The organism is Streptomyces sp. NPDC046985, assembly GCF_040644415.1.
In the GTDB taxonomy this organism is placed as follows: Bacteria; Actinomycetota; Actinomycetes; order Streptomycetales; family Streptomycetaceae; genus Streptomyces.
Window position 1 is genome coordinate 196,444 of record NZ_JBEYWK010000007.1, and the last position, 22,095, is coordinate 218,538.

At 75.0% G+C, this 22,095-nt stretch carries 17 protein-coding genes; 10 read left to right on the top strand and 7 right to left on the bottom strand.

Translation table 11 applies throughout. From position 1 onward, the window contains the following. Positions 1-139 precede the first annotated feature (139 nt). Complete coding sequence (locus tag ABZ861_RS11630) at positions 140-1,639, top strand: FUSC family protein (RefSeq protein WP_361627544.1); 1,500 nt, start codon at positions 140-142, stop codon at positions 1,637-1,639. A 136-nt stretch (positions 1,640-1,775) separates the two neighbouring features. Beyond that, on the top strand, positions 1,776-2,816 hold the full coding sequence (locus ABZ861_RS11635) for a lactonase family protein (RefSeq protein ID WP_361627547.1): 1,041 nt from the start codon (positions 1,776-1,778) through the stop codon (positions 2,814-2,816). Positions 2,817-3,004: 188 nt separating this feature from the next. Here ABZ861_RS11635 and ABZ861_RS11640 read toward each other — a convergent pair whose 3' ends face one another. Further along, complete coding sequence (locus tag ABZ861_RS11640) at positions 3,005-3,928, bottom strand: hypothetical protein (protein WP_361627550.1); 924 nt, start codon at positions 3,926-3,928, stop codon at positions 3,005-3,007. A 319-nt stretch (positions 3,929-4,247) separates the two neighbouring features. On the opposite strand from ABZ861_RS11640, the gene ABZ861_RS11645 reads away from it, so the two are divergent. Continuing rightward, the gene (locus tag ABZ861_RS11645) at positions 4,248-4,925 is read left to right on the top strand and encodes a uracil-DNA glycosylase (protein ID WP_361627553.1); all 678 of its coding nucleotides are present in this window, start codon (positions 4,248-4,250) and stop codon (positions 4,923-4,925) included. A 94-nt stretch (positions 4,926-5,019) separates the two neighbouring features. On the opposite strand, the gene ABZ861_RS11650 is transcribed toward ABZ861_RS11645, so the two are convergent. Beyond that, positions 5,020-5,358 carry a hypothetical protein gene (locus tag ABZ861_RS11650; RefSeq protein WP_361627556.1) on the bottom strand — a complete coding sequence of 113 codons (339 nt, stop codon included), beginning with the start codon at positions 5,356-5,358 and terminating at the stop codon, positions 5,020-5,022. 283 nt (positions 5,359-5,641) lie between these two features. Between ABZ861_RS11650 and ABZ861_RS11655 the strand changes: the two genes are divergently transcribed. Next, the gene (locus ABZ861_RS11655; RefSeq protein WP_361627559.1) at positions 5,642-6,463 is read left to right on the top strand and encodes an MBL fold metallo-hydrolase; all 822 of its coding nucleotides are present in this window, start codon (positions 5,642-5,644) and stop codon (positions 6,461-6,463) included. Positions 6,464-6,559: 96 nt separating this feature from the next. Here the strand turns inward: ABZ861_RS11655 and ABZ861_RS11660 are convergent, their stop codons facing one another. Further along, positions 6,560-8,353 (bottom strand): acyl-CoA dehydrogenase family protein, encoded by a 1,794-nt coding sequence (locus ABZ861_RS11660; protein ID WP_361627562.1) that lies wholly within the window; start codon positions 8,351-8,353, stop codon positions 6,560-6,562. Between the two features lie 70 nt (positions 8,354-8,423). On the opposite strand from ABZ861_RS11660, the gene ABZ861_RS11665 reads away from it, so the two are divergent. The 3 genes from ABZ861_RS11665 (at position 8,424) to ABZ861_RS11675 (ending at position 15,011) form a co-directional block, all read left to right on the top strand. Then, positions 8,424-9,296: a PaaX family transcriptional regulator C-terminal domain-containing protein gene (locus ABZ861_RS11665; protein WP_361627565.1), complete on the top strand. Its 873-nt coding sequence runs from the start codon at positions 8,424-8,426 to the stop codon at positions 9,294-9,296. 482 nt (positions 9,297-9,778) lie between these two features. Beyond that, the gene (locus tag ABZ861_RS11670; protein WP_361627568.1) at positions 9,779-10,615 is read left to right on the top strand and encodes a hypothetical protein; all 837 of its coding nucleotides are present in this window, start codon (positions 9,779-9,781) and stop codon (positions 10,613-10,615) included. 10 nt (positions 10,616-10,625) lie between these two features. Further along, positions 10,626-15,011 carry a cation-translocating P-type ATPase gene (locus ABZ861_RS11675; protein ID WP_361627571.1) on the top strand — a complete coding sequence of 1,462 codons (4,386 nt, stop codon included), beginning with the start codon at positions 10,626-10,628 and terminating at the stop codon, positions 15,009-15,011. Positions 15,012-15,244: 233 nt separating this feature from the next. Here the strand turns inward: ABZ861_RS11675 and ABZ861_RS11680 are convergent, their stop codons facing one another. Further along, positions 15,245-16,324, bottom strand: coding sequence for an NADH:flavin oxidoreductase/NADH oxidase (locus tag ABZ861_RS11680; RefSeq protein WP_361627574.1), 1,080 nt, complete (start codon positions 16,322-16,324; stop codon positions 15,245-15,247). A 138-nt stretch (positions 16,325-16,462) separates the two neighbouring features. On the opposite strand from ABZ861_RS11680, the gene ABZ861_RS11685 reads away from it, so the two are divergent. Beyond that, positions 16,463-16,828 (top strand): helix-turn-helix domain-containing protein, encoded by a 366-nt coding sequence (locus ABZ861_RS11685; RefSeq protein ID WP_361627577.1) that lies wholly within the window; start codon positions 16,463-16,465, stop codon positions 16,826-16,828. A gap of 12 nt (positions 16,829-16,840) precedes the next feature. On the opposite strand, the gene ABZ861_RS11690 is transcribed toward ABZ861_RS11685, so the two are convergent. From ABZ861_RS11690 to ABZ861_RS11700, 3 genes are all read right to left on the bottom strand, one after another. Continuing rightward, entirely contained in the window at positions 16,841-18,187 is a 1,347-nt protein-coding gene (locus ABZ861_RS11690) for an FAD-dependent oxidoreductase (RefSeq protein ID WP_361627580.1), read from the bottom strand. Positions 18,188-18,378: 191 nt separating this feature from the next. Further along, entirely contained in the window at positions 18,379-19,155 is a 777-nt protein-coding gene (locus ABZ861_RS11695) for a helix-turn-helix domain-containing protein (protein ID WP_361627583.1), read from the bottom strand. Positions 19,156-19,754: 599 nt separating this feature from the next. Beyond that, positions 19,755-20,315, bottom strand: a complete 561-nt coding sequence (locus tag ABZ861_RS11700) for a DUF5134 domain-containing protein (RefSeq protein WP_361627586.1) — start codon at positions 20,313-20,315, stop codon at positions 19,755-19,757. A 134-nt stretch (positions 20,316-20,449) separates the two neighbouring features. Between ABZ861_RS11700 and ABZ861_RS11705 the strand changes: the two genes are divergently transcribed. Both ABZ861_RS11705 and ABZ861_RS11710 read left to right on the top strand, forming a co-directional pair. Beyond that, a complete protein-coding gene (locus tag ABZ861_RS11705) occupies positions 20,450-20,758 on the top strand; it encodes an FUSC family protein (protein WP_361627589.1) in 309 nt (102 codons plus the stop codon). A gap of 373 nt (positions 20,759-21,131) precedes the next feature. Beyond that, complete coding sequence (locus tag ABZ861_RS11710; RefSeq protein ID WP_361627592.1) at positions 21,132-21,788, top strand: MarR family transcriptional regulator; 657 nt, start codon at positions 21,132-21,134, stop codon at positions 21,786-21,788. The last annotated feature ends 307 nt before the right edge of the window (positions 21,789-22,095 follow it).

A 22,095-nucleotide genomic window follows, 5' to 3' on the forward strand; every position in this document is an offset into this window, starting at 1 on the left:
CACTTGAGCCAGAGGGCACAGTGATGCTCTCATGGGGTCGTCGATGGCGCTGCGGATCACCGCGGCGCCTTTTTCGTTCGTGTGCCACCGGCGTTTCCTTCGCCCCGGCGGAACACGGCTGCCAGGGAGGCGGTACGCAGTGCTGAAGAGGGTGTTCACGGCCCCGGACCCGGGGCGGGTGCGGCTGCGCTTCGCGGCCCGTGCCGTCCTCGGCATCGGCCTGGCCGCGGCCGTCTGCGGCCAGGTCGGACACTCCCTCACGGAAGCCGTCGCCGGCGGTCTCGCCGCGCTGCTCGCCCTGTTCACCGTCACGGATCCCACGGTCCGGGGCCAGGCGGTCACGACCGCGCTGCTGCCGGTGGTCGGCGTTCCCGTCCTCGCCGCGGCGGTCGCACTGCACGACCGGCCGGTGGCCCGGGACCTCGTCTTCCTCGCCGTGGTCGGCGCGGGCGTGTACGCCCGCCGCTGGGGGCCGCGGGGCCACAGCCTGGGCGTGTTCGCGTTCATGACCTTCTTCGTGGCCCAGTTCCTGCACGCCGCTCCCGCGCAGATGCCCGCGCTGACCGCCGCCGTTCTGCTGGCGGTGCTCAGCGCGGCGGCGGTCCGATTCGGGCTGTGGTGCTACGAGCGGCGGCTGCCGCCGGTCACCGCGCCATCGCCGCCGAGCGGCGCCGGACTGGCCCGGATCACCACCCGGCAGGCCGTGCAGGCGACCGCCGGCGCCGGCTTCGCGGTCGTCGCGGGCCAGCTCCTGTCCGGGCAGCGGTGGTACTGGGCCGTCGGCGCCACCTGGTGGGTCTTCGTGAACACCGCCTCGCGCGGCGAGACGCTGGTGCGCGGCTTCCGCCGGGTCCTCGGCACCGTGCTCGGCCTCTGCCTGGGCGTGCTCGTCGTCATCCCGCTGCACGGCGCCGCCCTGCCCACAGCCGTCCTCGTGGCCGCCGCCGTCTTCGGCGTCTTCTACACCGCCGCCGTCTCCTACACCTGGATGATGCTCTGGGTCACGCTGCTCGCCGAGTCCCTCTACGGTCTCTTCGGCGTGCTCAACCCCGGGCTGCTCGCCCTGCGGTTCGGGGAGACGGCCGTCGGGGCGCTGGGCGCGTGGCTCGCCGTGCTGTTCGTGCTGCCGGTCACCACCCACGCCGTCACCGACGGCTGGATCCAGCGGGCCCTGCGCTGCGTGCACGCGTGCACGGCCGAGGCCGCCGCCCGCCTCGCGGGCGCCCCGGCGGCCGACCCCGCACCTCGCGTGGCCGAACTGGAGCAGATCCTCGGCCGGGTACGCCTCTCCGTCGCGCCCCTCGTCCACCCCCTGAACCCGATGCGCGGCCGCAAGCGGCGCGCTCGGCGGGCGCTGGCGCTCCTGGACGACTGCGCCCGGGAGATCCGCGGACTGGTCGCCGTGGCCGCCGATCCGGAGGCGTCCCACGACGCGCGTCTGGCCGCCGCCTGCTGGCGCGTAGAGGCCGCGGTGAAGGCGCTCACCGAGGGCCGCGCCGGCGCTTCCGAGCCCGTCGCAGCCCCCGGCCCGGCCGCGGAGGCGGGCGCGCTCGCCCATCTGCACGGTCTGGAGCGCGCCCTGGCGGAGCTGGCCGCGCCGCTGCGCGCGCCGTCCGGCTCCCCGCTGGCCGGCGCCTGACTCCGGCGCGCACCCGCTCCGAGCACAGGACGCGGTGAAGGCGGTGCGGCACTCCGCCGAACGCTCTCGCTTTGGTCTAGACCGTAACTGATCGACTGCTACCGTCGCCCCACGGATCGACGGAGAGGGCACAGAGGTGGCAGACCACGGCGGCAGGCGGCAGCGGGCCTTCATCGGGTCGTTCACGGCGGCGGGCGGACCCGGCGTCGTCACCGCGGCCGTGGACGAGCGCGACGGCGCGCTGACCCTGCTGGGCAGCACGGACGGCGTCCTGGACCCGTCCTATCTCGCCCTGTCGGCCGACGGCGGCACGCTGTACGCGGTCAGTGAGACCGCCGACGGCGCGGTGGCCGCGTACCGGGTCAAGGGCGAGACGGTCGAGCTGACCGGGGCCCCGGTGCGGGTCGGCGGGAGCGGACCCACCCACCTGAGCCTGTTCGACGGGCATGTCCTCACCGCCAACTACGGCTCCGGCAGCGTCAGCGCCGTGCCGGTCCGGGCCGACGGGCGGCTCGCCCCCGCCCCCTCCGGCATCCTGCGGCACACCGGCTCCGGCCCGCACGACCGCTGGCAGCGCGGTCCGCACGCCCACCACGTGCAGCCCGACCCCACCGGCCGCTGGGCCGTCAGCGTGGACCTCGGCACCGACTCCGTGCGGGTGTGCGCCCTCGCCGACGGCCGGCTCGCCGTGCACCGGGAGATCGCCCTGCGCCCCGGCTCCGGACCTCGCCATCTGGCCTTCCACCCGGACGGCCGCCACGCCTACGTCGTCAACGAACTCACCCCCACGGTCACCGTCTGCCGCTGGGACTCCGGCGCCGGGTCGCTCCGACCGCTGGCCGAGACGCCGGTCCTGCCGCACGCCCCGGCCGGCGACGCCTACCCGTCGGGCATCGTGGTCGATCCGGGCGGCCGGTTCGTGTGGATTGCGACACGCGGCGAGGACGTGCTGTCGGTGTTCGAGATCCAGGCGGACGGGGACCGGCTGGAACTGCTCGGAACGGTCCCCAGCGGCGGCCACTGGCCCCGGGCGCTCGCTCACTCCGAGGGTTTCCTGTACGCGGCGAACGAGCGCTCCGGGAACGTGACCTGGTTCGCCGTGGATCCCGGTACGGGGCGCCCGCGGCGTGCGGGCGCGGTGCGGGTGGCCGCGGCCTCCTGCGTGGTCTTCGGCTGAACGCCTCTGGTCGGCCCCCTGGACCGGGCCGGACAGCCCAAGAGTCCGGCCGTCAGCCGTCAGCCGTCAGCCGTCAGCCGTCAGCCGTCAGCCGTCAGCCGTCACGGCGAAAGGCCCGCTCCAGCGCTGCGGAGCGGGCCCTCAGCCGCGGTCGTACGGTGATCCGATCCAGGGCGGTGCGGCGCCGGTCAGTGCGTGGGCGCGCCCTGCGGCTGCTGCGGGGCGATGCCCAGGGCCGTGGTGTACCGGGCCATGGCCAGCTTGCCGATCGCCGGGTAGGGGCCGAGGGCCTCGGCCGCGGGGCACGCCGCCTCTTCGGCGGCCGCCTCGATGAGCCGGGCGTCGATCTCCGGGCCGATCAGATACGGCGCCAGCGCCAGTTGCTGGGAACCGGAGGAGCGGAGCTGCTCGGCGACGGCCGCTATGGAGCCCTCCTGGTCCAGGGCGGCCGCCATCACCGGCACCGCGAGGCGGGCGGCGAGCAGCATGCCGGTGATCCCGGCCGCCTGCACGGCCTCCTCACCGCCGACCGAGGCCAGGATGATGCCGTCGGCGGCGGTCGCCACGGTGAACAGACGGGCACGGTCGGCGCGCGCCAGACCCGCCTCCGAAAGGCGTACGTGCAGCGCCTCGGCGAGCAGCGGGTGCGGGCCGAGCACGTCGGTCAGCTCGGCGGCGACGCGGCTGTCCATCACGGCCTGCCGGATCTGGCGCAGCAGGGCGCTGTCCGGGCCGGCCAGCAGGGGCACGACGACCGCGACCGGGCCGTCGGGCGCCTTGGCCCCGACGCCGGCGGCGACGGCCTGCTCGTGGCGGGCGGCACGCCGTTCGGCGGCCTGCGCCAGCACCGACCGCAGGCTCGGGAACTCCGCGTCGTCCCCCTCGACGTACCCGATCTGGGCGTCCAGGCCGGGAAGCTCGGAGCGGGCGATGCTCATGACCTCCTCGGCGAGGCTGCGCGCGGCGGCACCAGGCGTGCCCGGCACCGCGAGGACGAGCGCGGGCGCGCCCTCGGGCGCCGCCAGCGGTTCGGGTCGGCGGTGCCGTCCGGGCTGGCGGGGGCGCGGCATTCGTACGGGCAGGCCGGACGCGGGCCCATTGGGGGAGCTCATGGCGCCGCATGTTACTGGCTTCACGGGCTCCCCTGTTCGGGGAGGGTGCAGGTGAGCGGTATCCGTCCGGTTTTGTCGGATGAGTTCGGAAGCGTTACGTACCGGCGGTAATCAACCCGTGGGGCCAATCGGACCTCAAGCGACAACTCGCCCAGGACATCGGCGTACTTGTCGGGCGGAGGTCCGACCCATGCGGACGTGGGGTGATCAATCCCCTTGTGCCGGTGGGGGACAGGGCGCCTCGTCGTCGCCTGGGAACGTCGCCTGGGAACGGGGAGGTCGACCCGGGGCGCGGCGCCCACCAGTAGAGTAAGGCAGCGTGGCACCACGACCTTTGCATGAACTCGTTGAAACAGGCTGGGCGAAGGCTCTTGAACCTGTGGCTGAACGCATCGCGGCGATGGGGGACTTCCTCCGGGCCGAGATAGCGGCGGGCCGGACGTACGTTCCGTCCGGAGCGAACGTCCTGCGGGCCTTCCAGCAGCCTTTCGACGACGTCCGTGTCTTGATCGTCGGGCAGGACCCCTACCCGACACCCGGGATGGCCGTCGGACTGAGTTTCGCGGTCTCGCCGGAAGTGCGCTCCCTGCCGGGAAGTCTGGAGAACATCTTCCGGGAGATGCACTCCGACCTCGGGTCGCCCAGGCCGTCGAACGGCGATCTGACGCCGTGGACGCGGCAGGGTGTGCTGTTGCTCAACAGGGCGTTGACGACGGCCCCGCGCAAACCCGCGGCGCACCGGGGCAAGGGCTGGGAGGAGGTCACGGAGCAGGCGATCCGGGCATTGGCGGCACGCGGCAAGCCGCTGGTGTCCGTCCTGTGGGGCCGTGACGCGCGCAATCTGCGGCCGTTGCTGGGGGATCTTCCGGCGATCGAGTCCGCGCACCCGTCGCCGATGTCGGCGGACCGGGGCTTCTTCGGCTCGCGTCCGTTCAGCCGGGCCAACGAGCTGCTGACCCAGCAGGGGGGACAGCCGGTCGACTGGCAACTGCCGTAGGCGTGTTGCGCAGAGGAACCCATGCCAGCCGGCCCTCGGGGGGACGACGCTCCCGGGGGCCTGCTGGCGGTTCGACACGCTGGGTTCTGGATTTCTACTGCGCGTCGTCGCCGTCGACGTTCCAGATAGGAGTCACGGACTCCACCTCGGACATGGCGGTGGAGTAGTCGATGACCGGCAGCGTCGTCACGCTGTTCCACTGGATGAGGCCCGACTCGACCACGAACTTGCGGAGTCCGTCGTAGTCTTCCGCTTCCATCACCCAGAATGACCGGTGATCACTCGTGATGAGCGGTCCGATGTGCACAGTGACCCCGTACTTCGAGGAGTTCGCCATCTCCGGACCGAGCTTCTTGCACATCTCCCCGGACACCTTGTTGGACGTCTGGCAGAGCTGAGGGGGATGCAGCGTGATCACGACGTAGGTCGTCATGTCGAAGTCCCTTCCCGCTCATATATGGGGGATCGACTCCGTACATTTTATGCCGATTGGTCGCTACATGTCTCAGGGCGGTCGATCGGAAAGGCGCCGAGTCTTCTCATTCCTCGGTTTGCGCAGACATGTTCCTCGTTCTACGCGAAAGCGGCTTCGGGCGGGCATTTGCGGATGGAACGTGCGACGTTGGTACGTAGCGCGAACCTGGCGGCGGCATGAATGCGAAGTGGCAGTGCCCTGCGGGGGCCGGCCGCCTTCGACACCGGAGGGAACGCCCGCGATGACATCCGCTCTGCACTTCAACGTCTTCGACGCTCCGGAGAAACCCGTGGTCGGCGACCGGCCCCACGGGATCGGCGACCCGATGGCCTGGGACCCGATCACCTCGACCCTGATCTACGGCGAGCAGGACGCGGTCCTGGTGGACCCGCTCACCACAGTCCCGGAGGCGGAGGCGCTGGCCGCCTGGGTCAAGCTGCACGACCGCAACCTCGCGGCGATCTACATCACGCACGGGCATTTCGACCACTTCGCCGGCCTGAGCGTGCTGCTGCGGCACTTCCCCTGTGCGAAGGGCATCGCCACGCCGAAGTCGGTCGAGTTCGCCCGCACCCAGCCGGTGGAGCAGTACCGCAAGCGGCTGCCCGGCCAGATGCCGTCAGCGATCACACTGCCCGAGCCCTACGCGCAGGACACGATCGAGCTGGAGGGGCACGAACTGCGCATCATCGAGCAGGGCTACACCGACGCACCCGACAGCACGTCCCTGCACGTGCCCTCGCTCGGCCTCCTCGTTGGCGGCGACGTCCTGTACAACCAGTGCCACCAGTACGTCGCCGAACTCACGCCCGCCCACCTGGAGAGCTGGCTCGCGGCGGTGGACCGCCTGGCGGCGCTGGACCCGAAGGCCGCCGTCGCCGGCCACAAGAAGACCGGCGTCCCGGACACCCCCGACTGCCTGCGGTGGACCAAGCGTTATCTGACCGACTTCGCCCGCCTGAAGGCGGAGACCTCCGGCGAGCGCGAGCTGTTCGAGGCGATGGTCGAGCTGTACCCCGACTGGGCCTCCCCGCAGTCGTGGCTGATGTTCGGCATGCCCTGATCTCCCCGGCCCACCGCCGCCTCTCCCGCTCGCTGTGCGCTCGCGCGTGCGGAGCGGTCCCCGTGGAGAAGGGGCGTCACGCCGTGACGAGCCGGCTCAGCGGAGGTCCGGCAGCGCTCGGTCCAACAGGGCGTCGAGGTCGGCGGAGTCGGGGAGGGTGCCGAAGGAGTGCCCCCAGTCGCCGCCGAGCCGAGTGGCGCAGAAGGCGTCGGCGACCGCCGCCGGGGCGTGCCGGACCAGCAGCGAGGCTTGGAGGGAAAGCGCCATCAACTCGACCAGGCGGCGGGCGCCCGCGGCGGACGCCTCGCCGAGCTGGTTCTTCAGCCGGGTCACCGCCGCGTCCAGGCGGGCGTCGCCGCCCTGGGCCAGGGCGAGTTCGCCGAACAGCGCCTCGGCGGCGCCCGGCTCGCGCCCCAGCGCCCGCAGCACGTCCAGGGCGTTGACGTTGCCGGAGCCCTCCCAGATCGACAGCAGCGGAGCCTCGCGGTAGTGCCGGGGCATGCCGGAGTCCTCGACGTAGCCGTTGCCGCCCAGGCACTCCAGTGCCTCCGCGGTGAAGGCCGGACCGCGCTTGGTGACCCAGTACTTGCCGACGGCGGTCGCGATCCGCCGGAACGCCGCCTCGCTCTCCGTGCCGTCGCCGCGCACCGTGCGGTCCGCGGCGCCCGCCAGCCGAAGCGTGAGCGTCGTCGCGGCCTCGGACTCCAGCGCCAGGTCGGCCAGGACGTTGCGCATGAGCGGCTGGTCCACCAGCAGGGCGCCGAAGGCGGCGCGGTGCCGGACGTGGTGCCCGGCCTCCACGAGCGTCTTGCGCATGAGTGCCGCCGACATCGTCACGCAGTCCAGGCGCGTGCAGTTGACCATCTCGATGATGGTCTTCACACCCCGCCCCTCGGGCCCGACCAGCCAGGCGGCCGTCCCGTCGAACTCGGGCTCGGAGGAGGCGTTGGAGCGGTTGCCCAGCTTGTCCTTGAGCCGCTGGATGCGGAAGGGGTTCCGGGTGCCGTCGGGCAGGACGCGCGGCACCACGAAGCACGACAGTCCGCCCGGCGCCTGAGCCAGCACCAGGAACAGGTCGCACATGGGCGCCGACGTGAACCACTTGTGCCCGCGCAGCGTGTACACGCCGGGCTCGGAGGTCGGCGTGGCCGTCGTCGAGTTCGTGCGGACGTCGGAACCGCCCTGCTTCTCCGTCATCCCCATGCCCGCAAGCAGGCCCGGCTTCCGCGTCGGCACGCGCAGGCCGGGCTCGTAGACGCGGCTGGTCAGCAGCGGTTCGTAGACGGCGGCCAGGTCGGGCTGCGCGCGCAGGGCGGGGACGGCGGCGTACGTCATCGAGGTCGGGCAGCCGTGCCCGGCGTCGGTGTGCCCCCACACCAGGCTGCCCGCCGTCCGGGCGACGTGGGCGCCGGGCCGGTCGTCCGCCCAGGGCGCACCTGCCAGGCCCTCGGCGACCGCCGTCCGCACCAGGCAGTGCCAGCTCGGATGGAAGTCGACCTCGTCGATCCGGTGGCCGTACCGGTCGTGGGTGCGCAGCTCCGGCTCGTGCCGGTTGGCCAGCTCGGCCCACTCCTGCGCCTCCTCGCTCCCGGCCCGCCTGCCGAGCCGGCGCACGCTCTCCTCGGCCCAGCCGGCGCCCTCGCGGTGCAGCCCCTCGCGCAGCGCCGCGTCCTCGGACGCGTCGTACGGCGCGAGGGGAGGGGGCTGGTTGGCGACGTCGTGCGTGGCGTATGGGGCGTGCGAGGCGTTCGGGGCGTGCGAGGCGTCTCGGGTGTGGGCGCGTCGAGGCGCCGCGTCGTCGCCGGGACGGTCGCCCGAGCCGTCGCCCGAAGGCGGCTGCCCCTGCGGCTCCGGCTGCTCCTGCTGCGGGTGCGCGAGTGTCGAGACCATACGGCCAATGTTGCACTCTCGCTGCGGTCGCAGCAATGGTGCAACAGCAAGCCCCGTACAGTACGAGATCGTGAACGCCGCCCCGGAACCCGCCCAGATCGAGCTGCGCCCGCTGTCCGCGCGGTCCGTCGTGCTGAGCCTGCTCTTGGGCGTACACCCGCCCGAGCTGCCGGTGAGGGACCTCGTGCGGGCCGTGGAACCCCTCGGGATCGGCGCCTCCGCGCTGCGGGCGGCGCTGAGCCGGATGACCGCCGCCGGCGACCTGCGGCGCTCCGACGGGGTCTACGGCCTCAGCGAGCGGCTGCTCGAACGCCAGCGGCGCCAGGACGCCGCCGTGCACCCCCGCACGCGGCCCTGGGACGGCGCCTGGGAGATGGGCGTGGTGACGACGACCGGCCGCGGCCCCGCCGAGCGCGCCGCGCTGCGCGCCCGGCTGACCGGCCTCCGACTCGCCGAGCTGCGCGAGGGCGTGTGGCTGCGACCCGCCAACCTGCGCCGCCCCTGGCCCGACGGACTCGGCGACGTGATCCTGCGCTTCACCGCCAGACCCGGCGATGCGAGAGCCAGCGATGCCGCACCCGGCGGCGCCGGACTCGACGGCATCGGACCTGACGGCTTCCGACCTGACGGCTTGGGACTCGACGGCTTCGGACTCGACGAGGCCGCCTCGCCCGCGGACGGCGCCCGGGAGCTGGCCGCCGGTCTGTGGCCGCTCGGCGCGTGGGCGGCTACGGCCCGCGCGCTGCTCGCCCACGTGGAGCGGGCGAAGGCGCCGGCGGACCGCTTCACCGCCTTGGCCGCCGTCGTGCGGCACCTGCTGGCCGACCCCGTCCTGCCCGCCGAGCTGCTGCCCGCGAACTGGCCCGGCCCGGCGCTGCGCACCGCGTACACGGACTACCGGCGCGAGCTGACCGAGGAGATGCTCGGGCGAACCGGACGCTGAGCCGCCTGCCGCCTGCCGCCTGCCGCCTGCCGTCTGCCGTCTGCCGTCTGCCGTCTGCGGACCGTGGCCGCTGCCCCGGGGTAACGGCCCGCGCCTTCCGCTCCGCCCCCAGCGCAGCTCCGACAAGTCGCTGCCCCGGGATCACGGCCCGCGCACCCAAGCACGTCTGGCGGGTGGGCGCCTGCCGCACCGCCTCACCGGACGCCACCCGTTCGGCCCCCCAGGCGGCCGTGCCCCGCGTACGGCACGGTCCCCGCACGCCGCAAGGCGACCACATCGTGGCGACTGCCACGTGCCCTGCGCGTCCTGACGAAGCGGCCCCCCTCGCTCCAGGCCGCCCCGGCCAAACCCCGTCACGCCCCCGGGCACAGTCCGGTGGCGCGGGGGCGGTGTGTGGCGTTCCCTGGGAAAAAGACGGGATGACCAGCGCCGTCGCGAGCACCCGTGGCCACGGTGGGATCGCATCCCGGGCGAGGAGAGTCATGGCTGAGCAGAAGTCGTCGTCCATCCTCACGGCGCCCCTGCACGGCGCGGCAGCGGTGCTCCGTCGGGTGCCCGGCGCCGGGCTCGTGGGCAAGGCCGCCCAGGACACGCTGGACAGGATCGGCGCCGTGTCGCCGAAGGGGCGGCGGTTCGCGGTCTACACGGGGGCCGGAGTGCTCGGCGTCGCCGGACTGGTCGAATGGCCGATCGCCCTCACCGGCGCGGCCGTGGCCTGGCTGACCCAGTCCCGCCCCGCCGACGTCCACGACGGGGAAGCCATAGAGGGCGCGGCGGTCGTGCAGCACGGGCGGATCGGCGGACAGCACGCCGCCGCGTCGGGCGCGGTGGTCGCGTCCACGGCTGCCGCCAGCACCGCCACCGACCGGCGGGCCGCCCGCAAGCGCGCGGCGGCGACGCGCACACCCGCGCGGGCCGCCGCCGAGGCGCTGGAGGGCGCCGCGGCCCCGGGCGCCGTTCAGCCGTCCGCAGCGGCGACCGGCGCGGGGGCGACCGGCGCGAGCGGGCTGAAGAAGCAGGCCGCGGCCCGGTCCTCCACCACCGTCAGAGCGTCGGCGGGCAAGGCGTCCTCGGGCACCACGACCACGCGCAAGGCGACCGCTGCCAGGAGGGCGGCGAGCGACAAGGCCGCCGAGACCGTCACGCCGGCCGTCGTCGCGAAGTTCGGCGCGAAGCCGACCGGCGACAAGGCGACCGCCCAAGGCCAGGGGGACGCCGCCAAGAAGTCCGCCAAGGCGTCCGCGCGTTCGACGGCTCCGGGCAAGGCGGCCTCCGGCTCCCTCGGTCCGACGGCGCGGCCCGCCCGCACCTCCCGCTGAGGGCCTGACCGTGCTCGGTCTGCTGACGGCCCCGGCAGCCGCCGCCCGGCTCGTCTCCACGGCGCCCCGGTCACTCGTCCGGGCGGCCGCGCCAGCGGTCGGGGCCGCCGCCGCTGCTGCGGCGGGCACCGCCCGCGCGGGCGTGCGCGGGGCGGACACGGCGGCTCGCGTGGCACGCGTCGTGCGCAACGCGCTGCCCGGCACGGCGGCGGATCACTGGCGCTCCGGAGCGCGGGCCCACCTCGCCCTGCACCCCGCCGACCCGGCCCGCGCGGGGCTCTCCGGCGAAGTCGCGCACCTGGCGGGCCGGGTGGCCGCCGATCTGGCCGAGCATCCCGACGTGCTGTTCGCCTACTGGAACCAGGGCCTGGGACGACTGGTCGTCATGGCGACCGAGGAAGAGGCGGCCGACCGCGTGACGGACCGCGCGGCCGACATAGCCGCCCGGCACGGACTCGTCCTCGACGGCGGCGACCCAGAGGAGACCACGCAGCCCGCCGACCCCGCCGGGGTGCGCGCCGCCGCGGCCACGCTCGCCGCCGACGTCCTGGGCGTCGCCGGGGCGCTCACCGCCTACTGGCTGCGCGTGCCGCCCTCGCCGCGCCTGGTGACGGCCGCGGTGACGCTGCTGCGCGAGAACCCCCGGCTGCGCGCGGTGCTGAGCGCCCGGCTGGGCGCCGCCCGGATGGACCTCGTACTCGCGTGCGCCAACGCCGCCGCCCACGCCGCGGGCCAGACCCCCACCTCGCTGGTGCTCGACGGGGCGCTGCGCTCCTGCCAGTTGGCCGAGACCGTGGCCCGAGCCGCCGCCTTCGACGCCGTGCACGACCGGCTCTGCGATCCCAGCCGCGTCAGCGTCGCCGTGGACGACTCCACGCGCCCGCCGCTCGGCCTCTCCCCGGCCCAGGAGTACGCCAACCACGCCTCCGCGGGCAGTCTGCTGGGCGCGGCGGCGACTCTGCTGGTCAAGCAGAACGCCGCCGAGGCGGCGGAAGCGCTGCTCGCCGGGTCGCCCAAGGCCGCGCGGTACGGGCCGGCCGCGTTCCACGCCGTGCTGAGCGCCGCCCTGGCCCGCACCGGAGTGCTGGTGCGCGATCCGGAGCGGCTGCGGCAACTGGAGACGGCCGGCGTCCTCCTCCTGCACCCGAGCGCGCTGCGCACCGAGGACGGGGAGGCCGATCCCTGGGCGGAACCCGTGCTGGACGCCGCCCGCCGGGCCGGACTCCGGGTGATCGTGGTGGACGACCCGGTCCTGGAAGACCTCACCGGCCTCGCCGACCAGGTGGTGGACGCCCGGCGGCCGCTGGACGACGTGGTCTACGGGCTGCGCGGCGAGGAGGGCGACGGCGTGCTGATCACCGTCGCCCGGATGCGCGCGGCCGACCACCGTGACGTGCTCGCCGGGCTGCGCGGCAGCGACATCGCCGTCGCCCTCGCCGACGACGGCAGCGCGGTCGTGTGGAGCGCGGACGTACTGGCCCTGCACGGCCTGCCCGACGTGTGGCGGCTGCTGACCGCCGTGCCGGCCGCCCGCTCCGTCGGCCGCCGCGCGCAGACCCTGGCCCGCTCCGGGGCCGCGCTGTCCGGGCTGCTCGTCGCCGTCGGCGAGTCCGGGGGCCGCCGCCGCAGCGTGCTGCCGGGGCTGCGGCACGCGCCGGTCGACATCGCCGCGGCCATCGCCCTGCTGTCGGGCACGCGCGCCGCTCTCGGCGTCGCCGCCGCGCGGGCGCCGCGTCCCCGCCCGCGCGTGCACTGGCACGCACTGGAGTCGGGTGAGGCGAAGGAGCGCCTGGAGCACGTCCCGGTCGCCCGCCCGACCCTGTCTCAGCAGGTCGCAGGGGGCATCCGCCGGATCACGGACGGCGTCCTGCGGCTCCCCGTGTTCTCCCCGGCGCGCTGGACCGTCGAGCTGGGCCGGGCCGTGCGCGGCGAACTCCAGGACCCGCTGACCCCGGTCCTGGCCGTCGGCTCGGCCGCCTCGGCCATCCTCGGCTCGGTCGTGGACGCCCTCCTCGTCGTCGGCGCCCTCGACCTCAACGCCCTGGTCGGCGGAGTCCAGCGGCTGCGCGCCGAGCGCGCGATGTCCGGGCTGCTCGCCGAGCAGAAGCGGAAGGCGCGGGTGGCGCCCCCGCCGACGGACGCGGAGACCGGTGCGGACGCGGAGACGGAGACAGCCGCGCGGACGGGCGCGGAGCGGCCGGCCGGCGGCGCCCGCACGGTCGACGCGGGCAAGCTGCGGCCCGGCGACGTGATCGAGCTGAAGGGGGACGACGTGGTGCCCGCCGACGCCCGCCTGCTGTGGGAAGAGGGCCTGGAGGTCGACGAGTCCGCGCTGACCGGCGAGTCCCTGCCGGTGCAGAAGCAGACCGCGCCGACCCCGCACGCCGCCGTCGCCGACCGCCGGTGCATGGTCTTCGAGGGCACGACCGTGGTCGCCGGGCAGGCGCGCGCCGTCGTGGTGGACACCGGCGACCGCACCGAGGCCGCTCGCGCCGTCCACCTGGCCGCCCGCACGCCGCCCGCCGCCGGGGTGCAGGCCAGGCTCCAGGAACTCACCGGCAAGGCGCTGCCGTTGACCTTGGCGGGCGGCGCCGCGGTCACCGGGCTCGCGCTGCTGCGCGGCACCCGGCTGCGCGAGGCGGTCAGCGGCGGAGTGGCCGTCGCGGTGGCCGCCGTGCCCGAGGGCCTGCCGCTGGTGGCCACGGTGGCGCAGCTCGCCGCGGCCCGGCGGCTCAGCCGCGACGGCGTCCTCGTGCGCACCCCGCGCACCCTGGAGGCGCTGGGCCGCATGGATACCATCTGCTTCGACAAGACCGGGACCCTCACCGAGAACCGGCTGCGGCTGGTGCGGATCAGCGGCGCCGACGGCACGGTCCGCGCGGTGGGCGACGAGGCGGCCGCGCACGTGCTGCGCGCCGCCGCCCGCGCCTGCCCACGCGTGAACGGCAGCTCCGACCGGCCGGTGCACGCCACCGACGAGGCCGTCCTGGACGCGGCGGGGCCCGACCCGGAGTGGTGCCAGCTCGGCGGGCTCGACTTCGAGGCCGCCCGCGGCTACGCGGCCGCCGTGGGCCTCGGCGGGGACGGCCCGCGCACGCTCGTGGTCAAGGGCGCCCCGGAGACCGTCCTGCCCGCCTGCTCCGTCCTGCCCGCACACGCCCACGACATGGCGCACACGCTGGCCGGCGCCGGACTGCGCGTCCTGGCGGTGGCCGAACGCCGCCTCACGGCGACGGAGAAGGAACCGGAGGTCCTCGAACGGCCGCTGGAGAAACTGGAGTTCATCGGCCTGCTGGCGCTCTCCGACGTGGCGCGCGAGACGTCCATGGCCCTCGTGCACGGCCTGTTCGAGGAGGGCGTACGCCCCGTCATGCTCACCGGCGACCACCCGCAGACCGCGCGGGCGATCGCCATGGACCTGGGCTGGCCGGCCGACACCACGGTGGTCACCGGGGACGAACTGGCCGCGGCGGACCGCGCGTCGCGGGCCCGCATCCTGCGGGACGCGGGCGTGGTCGCCCGGGTGGCGCCCGAGCAGAAACTCCAGGTGGTCGAGGCGCTGCGGGACGCGGGCCGGGTGGTCGGGATGGTCGGCGACGGGGCCAACGACGCCGCGGCGATCCGCGCCGCCGACATCGGCGTGGGCATCAACGCCCGCGGTTCGGCCGCCGCGCGCAACGCCGCCGACATCGTGCTCACCGCCGACGATCTCACCGTACTGATCGACGCGGTCGGCGAGGGCCGCGCCCTGTGGCACAGCGTCGCCGACGCCATCGCCATCCTGATCGGCGGCAACGCGGGCGAGGTGGGCTTCGGCATCATCGGCACCCTGGTGTCGGGGAGTTCGCCGCTGTCGACCCGCCAGATGCTCATGGTGAACCTGTTCACCGACCTGTTCCCGGCGATGGCGGTGGCCGTGACGCCGAAGGAGGACATCGAGCAGGCACGGGCCGGTTCGCCCGAGGACGCCGTCGGAGGCGTCCTCGGGGAGCCGCTGATCCGGCAGATCCGTCACCGCGCCCTGACCACGTGCCTGGGCGCGGTCGCCGCCTGGCTGATCGGGCGCTTCACCGCGGGCACCGCCCGCCGCTCCAGCACGATGGCCCTGTGCGGCGTGGTCGGCGCCCAGCTCGCCCAGACCCTGCTGGACCGCCGGGACAGCACACTGGTCCGGGTGACGTCCCTCGGCTCCGCGGCCGCCCTCGTCGCACTCGTGCAGACCCCCGGCGTCAGCCGCCTGTTCGGCTGCACGCCCCTGGGGCCGGTCGCCTGGGCGGGCGTCGCCGCGGCCATCGCGCTGGCCCTGGCCGGACAGCGCGCGCTGCCGCTCCTCGAGGAGGCGATCGAGCGCCTGCTGCCGGCGGCAGAACGTCTGGCGGACCGCGCCCGCCGATGACGACCGGCTGCGGAGCCGGTCCGGCACGCGCCGACGACGGCGGGCTGCGGAACGGGACCCGCGCCCGCCGATCACGGACGGCCGGCCGCGAAGCCGGACCCGCGCCCGTCGATGACGGCCAGCCGCGAAGCCTAACCAGCACCCGCCGATCACGGACGGCCGACCGCGGAGCCGGACCCGCGCCCGCTGATCACGGACGGCCTGCCGCCCGCGAAGCCGGACCGGCGGTCGTCTCAGACGGACCGGTGGTACTGGACGGGCACGTGCACCTGGCCGCCCAGCTCGCGGGCCGCGTGCCGGGCCCAGGACGGGTTGCGCAGCAGCTCGCGACCGAGCAGGACCGCGTCCGCCTCGCCGTTGGCGATGATCTTCTCCGCCTGCTCGACGCCCGTGATGAGCCCGACGGCGGCCACCGGCATCGGCGTCTCGGCCTTGACCCGCGCGCCGAACGGCACCTGGTACCCGGGCTCCGTCGGGATGCTCACGCCGGAGGCGTTGCCGCCGGTGGAGACGTCGAGCAGGTCGACGCCGTGGGCGTGCAGCTCGGCCGCGAAGCGCACCGTGTCGTCGGCGGTCCAGCCCCCGTCCTCCAGCCAGTCGGTGGCGGAGATCCGGTGGAACAGCGGCTTGTCGTCGGGCCACACCGCCCGTACGGCGTCGACGACCTCCAGAGCGAAGCGCGTCCGGTTCTCGTAGGAGCCGCCGTAGGCGTCGGTGCGGTGGTTGGAGTGCGGTGAGAGGAACTCGTTGATCAGGTAGCCGTGGGCGCCGTGCAGCTCGACGACCTCGAAGCCCGCGGCCAGGGCCCGGCGCGCCGCGTCCGCGAACTGCTGGACGACATCCGCGATCTGAGCGGTCGTCATCTCCTCCGGGGCCGTGTGCCGCTCGTCGAAGGCCACCGCGCTCGGCGCGAGCGTGGGCCATCCGCGGCCCTCCGCCCCGAGCGGCGCGCCGCCCTGCCACGGCTGGTCCGTCGCCGCCTTGCGTCCGGCGTGCGCGAGCTGGATCGCCGGTACGGTTCCCTGGCTGGTGAGGAAGCGGGTGATCCGCCGGAACGCCTCGACCTGGGTGTCGTTCCACAGTCCCAGGTCGTTGGGGGAGATCCGGCCCTCCGGCGACACCGCGGTGGCCTCCACGATGATCAGGCCCGTGCCGCCGGTCGCCCGCGCGCCGTAGTGGGCGAGGTGCCAGTCCAGCGGGGCGCCGGTCCCGGGGCCCTCGGACTCCGCCGAGTACTGGCACATCGGCGGCATCCAGATCCGGTTCGGGATCGTTGCCTCACGCAGGGTGAGAGGCTCGAACAGCGCGGTCATGGCGGATTCCATTCGTCGCGGGCCGGTAACGAGTGCGGTGCGGCTTGTACGATAAACCCCGTAGTACGGTGACTGTCAAACTACGAAGTCTCTCGTAGGACGACGTACCATGGGAGCCTCGTACGAAGAGGAGCCGACGTGACCGCCACCGCCCCCGTGTCCGCAGCAGGCAGCCGCGACCTCCCGCACCCCGCGCGGGAGGAGATCCGGCTGGAGGACGTGCTGCACGCGCTGTCCGAGCCGATGCGGCTCGGCATCGTCCGGGAGCTGGCCGCCGGCGCCGGCGAACTGTCCTGCTCGGACTTCGAGCTGCCGGTCACCAAGTCGACCACCACGCACCACTTCCGGGTGCTGCGCGAGGCCGGCTTGATCTGGCAGTTGTACCGGGGCACGGCCAAGATGAACGGCCTGCGCGGCGACGACCTGGAGGAGCTGTTCCCCGGACTCCTCGACAGCGTCCTCACCGCCGCCGACCGCCAGGCCGCCCGCCGCGGCCAGGAGTGAGACGGCCCGCCGCTACCGGCCGTCGTCGCGTGCCGCCGCCCGCAGCGTCTCCCAGTCGGGCAGCTTGACCACGCTCCGCCCCAGCGAGGCGCCCAGGTCCGCCTCGGCCCGCTCGATGGCCTGCCACCCCGCCCAGTCGACCGGCTCGACGCCCTCGGCGGCGAGCGCGGCGACGGCGTCCGGCGGCACGGGCTTGCGCAGGAGCCGCGGCGCGTCCGCGAGCAGCGAGCCCACCGTCTCCTTGGCGCACGGCCGGTTGGTGCCGATGACGCCGGTCGGACCGCGCTTGATCCAGCCGGCCACGTACTCGCCCGGCGCCGTCTCGCCGTCGCGCAGCACCCTGCCCTCCCGGTGCGGCACCGTGCCCGTGGCCGCGTCGAACGGCAGGCCCTCCAGCGGCACCCCGCGGTAACCGACGGAGCGCAGCACGAGCTGGGCCGCCACGTCCTCATACCGGCCGGCGCCCAGGACGCCGCCCCGCCCGTCGGGGACCGTCCGCTCGAACCGCACGCCCGCCACCCGGCCGTTCTCGCCGAGCACTTCGACGGGGCGCAGAAAGAAGCTCAGCCGGATCCGGCGGGCGCCGCCCCGTGCGGGCGCGGCCGCCCAGTCGCGGAGCACCTCCACGTTGCGCCGCTGGGCGGCCGGGAGCGCCGAGGGGTCCGCGCAGGCCGGGTCCAGCGCCAGGTCCCCGGGGTCCACGAGGACGTCGGTGTCCGGCAGGGCGCCCAGCTCGCGCAGCTCCTTGGTGGTGAAGCGCGCTTGGGAAGGGCCGCGCCGGCCCGCCATCCGGACGTCGGCCACTCCGCTCCCGGACAGCGCGGCGAGCGCGGCCTCGGGCATGTCGGTGGGGCTCAGCTCCGCCGCGCCGCGGACCAGCATGCGCGCGACGTCGACGGCCACGTTGCCCATGCCGATCACCACCGCGCTGTGCACGTCGCGCAGGAAGCAGGCGTCCGCGGCGTCGGGGTGGGCGCTGTACCAGGACACGAACTCGGTCGCCGACCAGCTCCCCGGCAGCTCCTCGCCCGGGATGCCGAGGCGGCGGTCGGCGGCGGCGCCCACGCAGTACACCACCGCGTGATACAGCTCCCGCAGCCGGGCCGCCGGCAGTCCGCCGGGGCCGCCGACCTGCACGCCGCCGAGGAACCGCACCCGCTCGTGCTCCAGCACGCCGCGCAGGGTGCTCTGCAACGACTTGATCTTCTCGTGGTCCGGCGCGACCCCGTAGCGCACGAGCCCATACGGGCACGGCAGCCGGTCCAGGACGTCCACGCGCACGGAGGGGTCCTGCTCGACGAGGCTCTGGGCGGTGTAGCACCCGCCCGGCCCCGAGCCGATGACGGCGACACGCAGCACGGCGGCACTCCTTCCCCCGGCGGCCGGAGGAGATCCCTCACCTCTCCAGCATCGCAGCAGTCGGGCCGCCGGGGGAGTGCGACATCCGAGGGGCGCGCGGCGCCTCGCCCGTCCGGACGCGTACTGGACCAGGTCATCGGCTTCCATCGGGGGGGCAGCTCCCCCCCGGGCCCGTTACTCCGACCGGCTTGCTACTTCTGCCGGTCCGCCGCCCGCCGGCCGTTCGCGTGCTGCCGGTCCGCCTGTCGCTGGCCGTTCGCGTGCCGCCCCTCCACCGGGCGCTGGCCGTTCGCGTCCAAAGGGCCTGCCGGACGCTGGTCGGTCGCGAAGAAGCGGGAGACGTCGGCTTCGTCCGCGCCGCCGGGCCGCGGCACGGCTTCCGGCGGCATGCCCATGTCCCAGTCCAGCCGGTAGCGCTTGAACAGCTCCGCCCGCAGCACCGGCACCTGCATCGGCGCCCCGGGCACCAGGGCCGCGTACACCGCTCCCATCAGCAGTGAGCGCATCATCGGGTAGTCGGCGTCGAGTTCCGTCGAGCCGTGCCGGGCCATCGTGTCCCGCAGCAGGTGCGACAGCCGCTGCTGCTCCGGGCACTGCACGAAGCCCTCGGCTTCCAGGATGCCCGCCATGTGCTGGCGCATCAGCACCGGCCGGTCGCGGGCGAGCCCCAGGATGCCGTCGATGGCGCGGGCCATCCGCTCCCGGCCGTCGTCCGTGCGCGGCTCGCGCTCCAGCGCCTCCTCCAGCGTGCGGTGCATCAGCCGGTGCACCGCGGACTGCACGAGATGCCGCTTGCCGGGGAAGTAGTACGACACCAGGCCGCGGGCCGATCCGGCCCGGTCGGCGATGTCGCCGAGCGTCGTCGCGTCGTACCCGCGCTCGCTCACCAGCTCGACCGCCGCCTGGAGCAGCCGCTCCCGGGAACGCCGCCGCAATTCTTCATTGACCGAGGCGCTGCGCGGGGACATCCTGTAACTCCTGCGTTGACTGGCTGCCAGCCAACTATACTCAACGCCGGCGGTCCAGCCCCTTGTTCGGGGTCTGTTCGGGCTGCCGCCCGTCTCGGGCGACACGGGGGATCGTCCGAGGCGGGCTTTTTCGCGCTCCCGCGACGCGGGGGCGGCGCCAGCAGCGTACGCGAACCGTGGGGACGCCGGGCGCCCCGCTCTGGCCGGGAACAGCCGCCGGGCGCCCCGTGCCGTGAAACCCGCTCGACTCGGCTGGCGCCGCGAAGAGATCATCGGGGACTGTCCGACGACGACGGCGGCGGCGCGTGGCTCGGCACGGCCGCCCTGGTCCGGGCGCCGGGCCCGGAGACGGCACGGGCTGTCCTGACCCTGGATCAGTACGCCGACGTCGAGGTGCACCGACTGGCAGTTCGGCGGGCGCCCGACCTGACCCGAGGGCGCCGCCGCCGGTCCCGGTCACTTACGACGACCGGGTCGGCGGCAGGACTTCCCTGCCGTCGCTGAAACCGTGCGCGCGTGCGCGAGGTCGCCGCCCTCGCTCGCGGGAGGGCGCTGAATGCGCGCCGACCGCCCCGGGTGACGGAGTCCGCCGGGGCGGTTCACATGGTCAGCAGCATCGCCACCATCGCCATCCCCATGGACAGGCGGCAGGCCCGCGCCAGCTCCGGTCGATCGCCCCAGCGCCGCGCGGCGCCCGCCGGGACGCCGGCGGCCGAGACGGCCGCGGGCACGAGGCGGGCGCCGGCCAGCAGGACGTAGCCGGCGAAGTACAGCAGCAGCGCGCCCTTGAGCAGCGGCGTGCCGGACCCGCCGTGCATGTGGTGGTGAGGGTCCGGAGAGGCGGCCATCGCCAGCGACATGTAGACCATGGCCGCGGTGCCCACCAGGTGGTGCAGGTGGTGCGGGCTCCTCCGCGCCGACCACAGCGCGCGCACGGCGGCGGCGCCGAACAGCGCCGCGTACGCGGACCAGGCCCACGCCGGGGGCGTGAACACGGCCGCGGGCACCGCCATGAGCGCCATCCCGAAGCCCATCAGCGCCTCGCCACCCGCCGCGCGGCGCTGCTCCGGGACGGGGCTGCGCATCCGCAGCAGGCAGTAGGCCCCCGTCGCCGCGCACAGCGCGACCAGCAGCCAGCCAGGCGAAGCCGGTCCGTGCACCCCCCACCTCCCGCTCGGCGGTCCCGGACCTGCGGCGGTCCGGCCAGTCGCTCAAGCGATGCCCACGGCGTCCGGCGCGCACACGAGCGCAAGGGGGTACGCGGGGGGCATCCGAGGGGCGCACGGCGCGTACGGTGTGCGGCGCGCTCCCGCTCGCGCATGCCGCTGACGCGGTCCTCGTCCTGGGCTGCGCGGCCCGCACCCTCGGCGTCGAGGCGCTGATCGGCCGCAGCTACGGGCTCGGCCGCGTCTGCGCGACCCCGTTGGCCCTGTTCGACACCGAGTTCGCCGGCGCGCGGGCGACCGGCGAACTGGTCACCGAGCGTGCCGTGGACACCGTCGTCGGCGCCGCGGCCGGCTTCCCGGCCGCCGTCTCCTCGCCGTCGCCGTCGCCGTCGCCGTCACCGACCGCCGGGCGGCCGACCGGATCGAGGACGTCCTGACCGCCGTCGACCAGGCCCGCGAGCGCGCCGCTCGCCCGCTCGCCGAGCAGCCGACGGTGCCCGCCGCGCCCCAAGCCCGCCCGCCAAGCGCCCCAAGCCCGCCCGCCAAGCGGCCCAAGCCCGCCCGCCAAGCGGCCGAACGACGCCCGCCGCGCCGTGCTCCGCACGCCGGAGCCCGGCCGCCGCACCGGTCGACCTGCGCGCCGCTGCCGCCGACGCCGCGTCCGGCGCATGGTGGCAGCGCGCCCTCCCGCACGAGCGGGTCGTCATCACCGAGCAGTCCGCACGCCGTACGCTCGCCGCGACGGTACGACGCCTCGGGTCGCGCGCCCCGGCGCCGAGCACGGGGCAGGACGACGGAGGACGCGCGGCCATGACGGCGAGCAACGGACGGCCGGAACCAGCGGCGGCGGCCGGGGGAGCGGCGCCGGAGGACCCAGGAGGCCGCAAGAGCCCGGTGGACCCCGTGGATCCGGCAGACCCCGTGGACCCGGGAGACACGGCGACCGGCCGGTGCGCCGGGGCCGCGTACGACGACACGGTGGCCGCCGTCGTCCGGCAGTGGCGGACCGTGCACCCGGACCTGGACACCGCCCCGATGGAGATCATCGGCCGGATCAACCGCTGCGCCGCCCTGCTCCAGCAGGCCGAGGACACGCCGCTGCGCCGGGCCGGACTGAGCCGGCCGGAGTTCGACATGCTCGGCGCGCTGCGGCGCACCGGGCGTGAGCTGACGCCGAGCGAGCTGGCCCGCGAGACGTTCTGCTCCGGCGCCGCCGTCACCAAGCGGCTGAAGCAGCTCACCGAGCGCGGCCTCGTGGAGCGCAGGGGCGACGCCCGGGACCGCCGGGTCGCCCACGTCCACCTCACGGAGTCCGGACGGGACCTCGTCGACGACCTCCTGCCCGAACAGCTCGACTACGAGCGGACCGTCCTCGACGAGCTGGACGGCGAGGGGCGCGGCGAGCTGTCCGAGCTGCTGAGCCGTCTGCTGGGCCGCCTGGAGGGTTGCCCTGGGGCGCACACCTGAGACGCGTGCACCTGAGACACGCGCACCTCATGCGTGTGCACCCGAGACACACGCACCTCATACGCGTGCACCTGAGACACGCGCACCTGAGACGCCTGAACCCGAGACGCGCGCACCTGAGACGCGCGCACCCCACCCGCGGAAGCGGACGGAATCCGACGTCCCCGCGGGCAGGGCGCCGTCGCCTGCCGCACCGCCTTACCCGGCTTCGCCGCACCGCCTTACCCGGCTTCGCCGCACCGCCTTACCCGGCTTCGCCGCACCGCCTTACCCGGCTTCGCCGCACCGCCTTACCCGGCTTCGCCGC

Excerpts from the sequence above, each read along its gene's own strand:
- ABZ861_RS11640 (WP_361627550.1), bottom strand. The coding sequence starts at position 3,928 with ATGAGCTCCCCCAATGGGCCCGCGTCCGGCCTGCCCGTACGAATGCCG.
- ABZ861_RS11650 (WP_361627556.1), bottom strand. The coding sequence starts at position 5,358 with ATGACGACCTACGTCGTGATCACGCTGCATCCCCCTCAGCTCTGCCAG.
- ABZ861_RS11655 (WP_361627559.1), top strand. The coding sequence starts at position 5,642 with ATGACATCCGCTCTGCACTTCAACGTCTTCGACGCTCCGGAGAAACCC.
- ABZ861_RS11660 (WP_361627562.1), bottom strand. The coding sequence starts at position 8,353 with ATGGTCTCGACACTCGCGCACCCGCAGCAGGAGCAGCCGGAGCCGCAG.
- ABZ861_RS11670 (WP_361627568.1), top strand. The coding sequence starts at position 9,779 with ATGGCTGAGCAGAAGTCGTCGTCCATCCTCACGGCGCCCCTGCACGGC.
- ABZ861_RS11680 (WP_361627574.1), bottom strand. The coding sequence starts at position 16,324 with ATGACCGCGCTGTTCGAGCCTCTCACCCTGCGTGAGGCAACGATCCCG.
- ABZ861_RS11695 (WP_361627583.1), bottom strand. The coding sequence starts at position 19,155 with ATGTCCCCGCGCAGCGCCTCGGTCAATGAAGAATTGCGGCGGCGTTCC.
- ABZ861_RS11710 (WP_361627592.1), top strand. The coding sequence starts at position 21,132 with ATGACGGCGAGCAACGGACGGCCGGAACCAGCGGCGGCGGCCGGGGGA.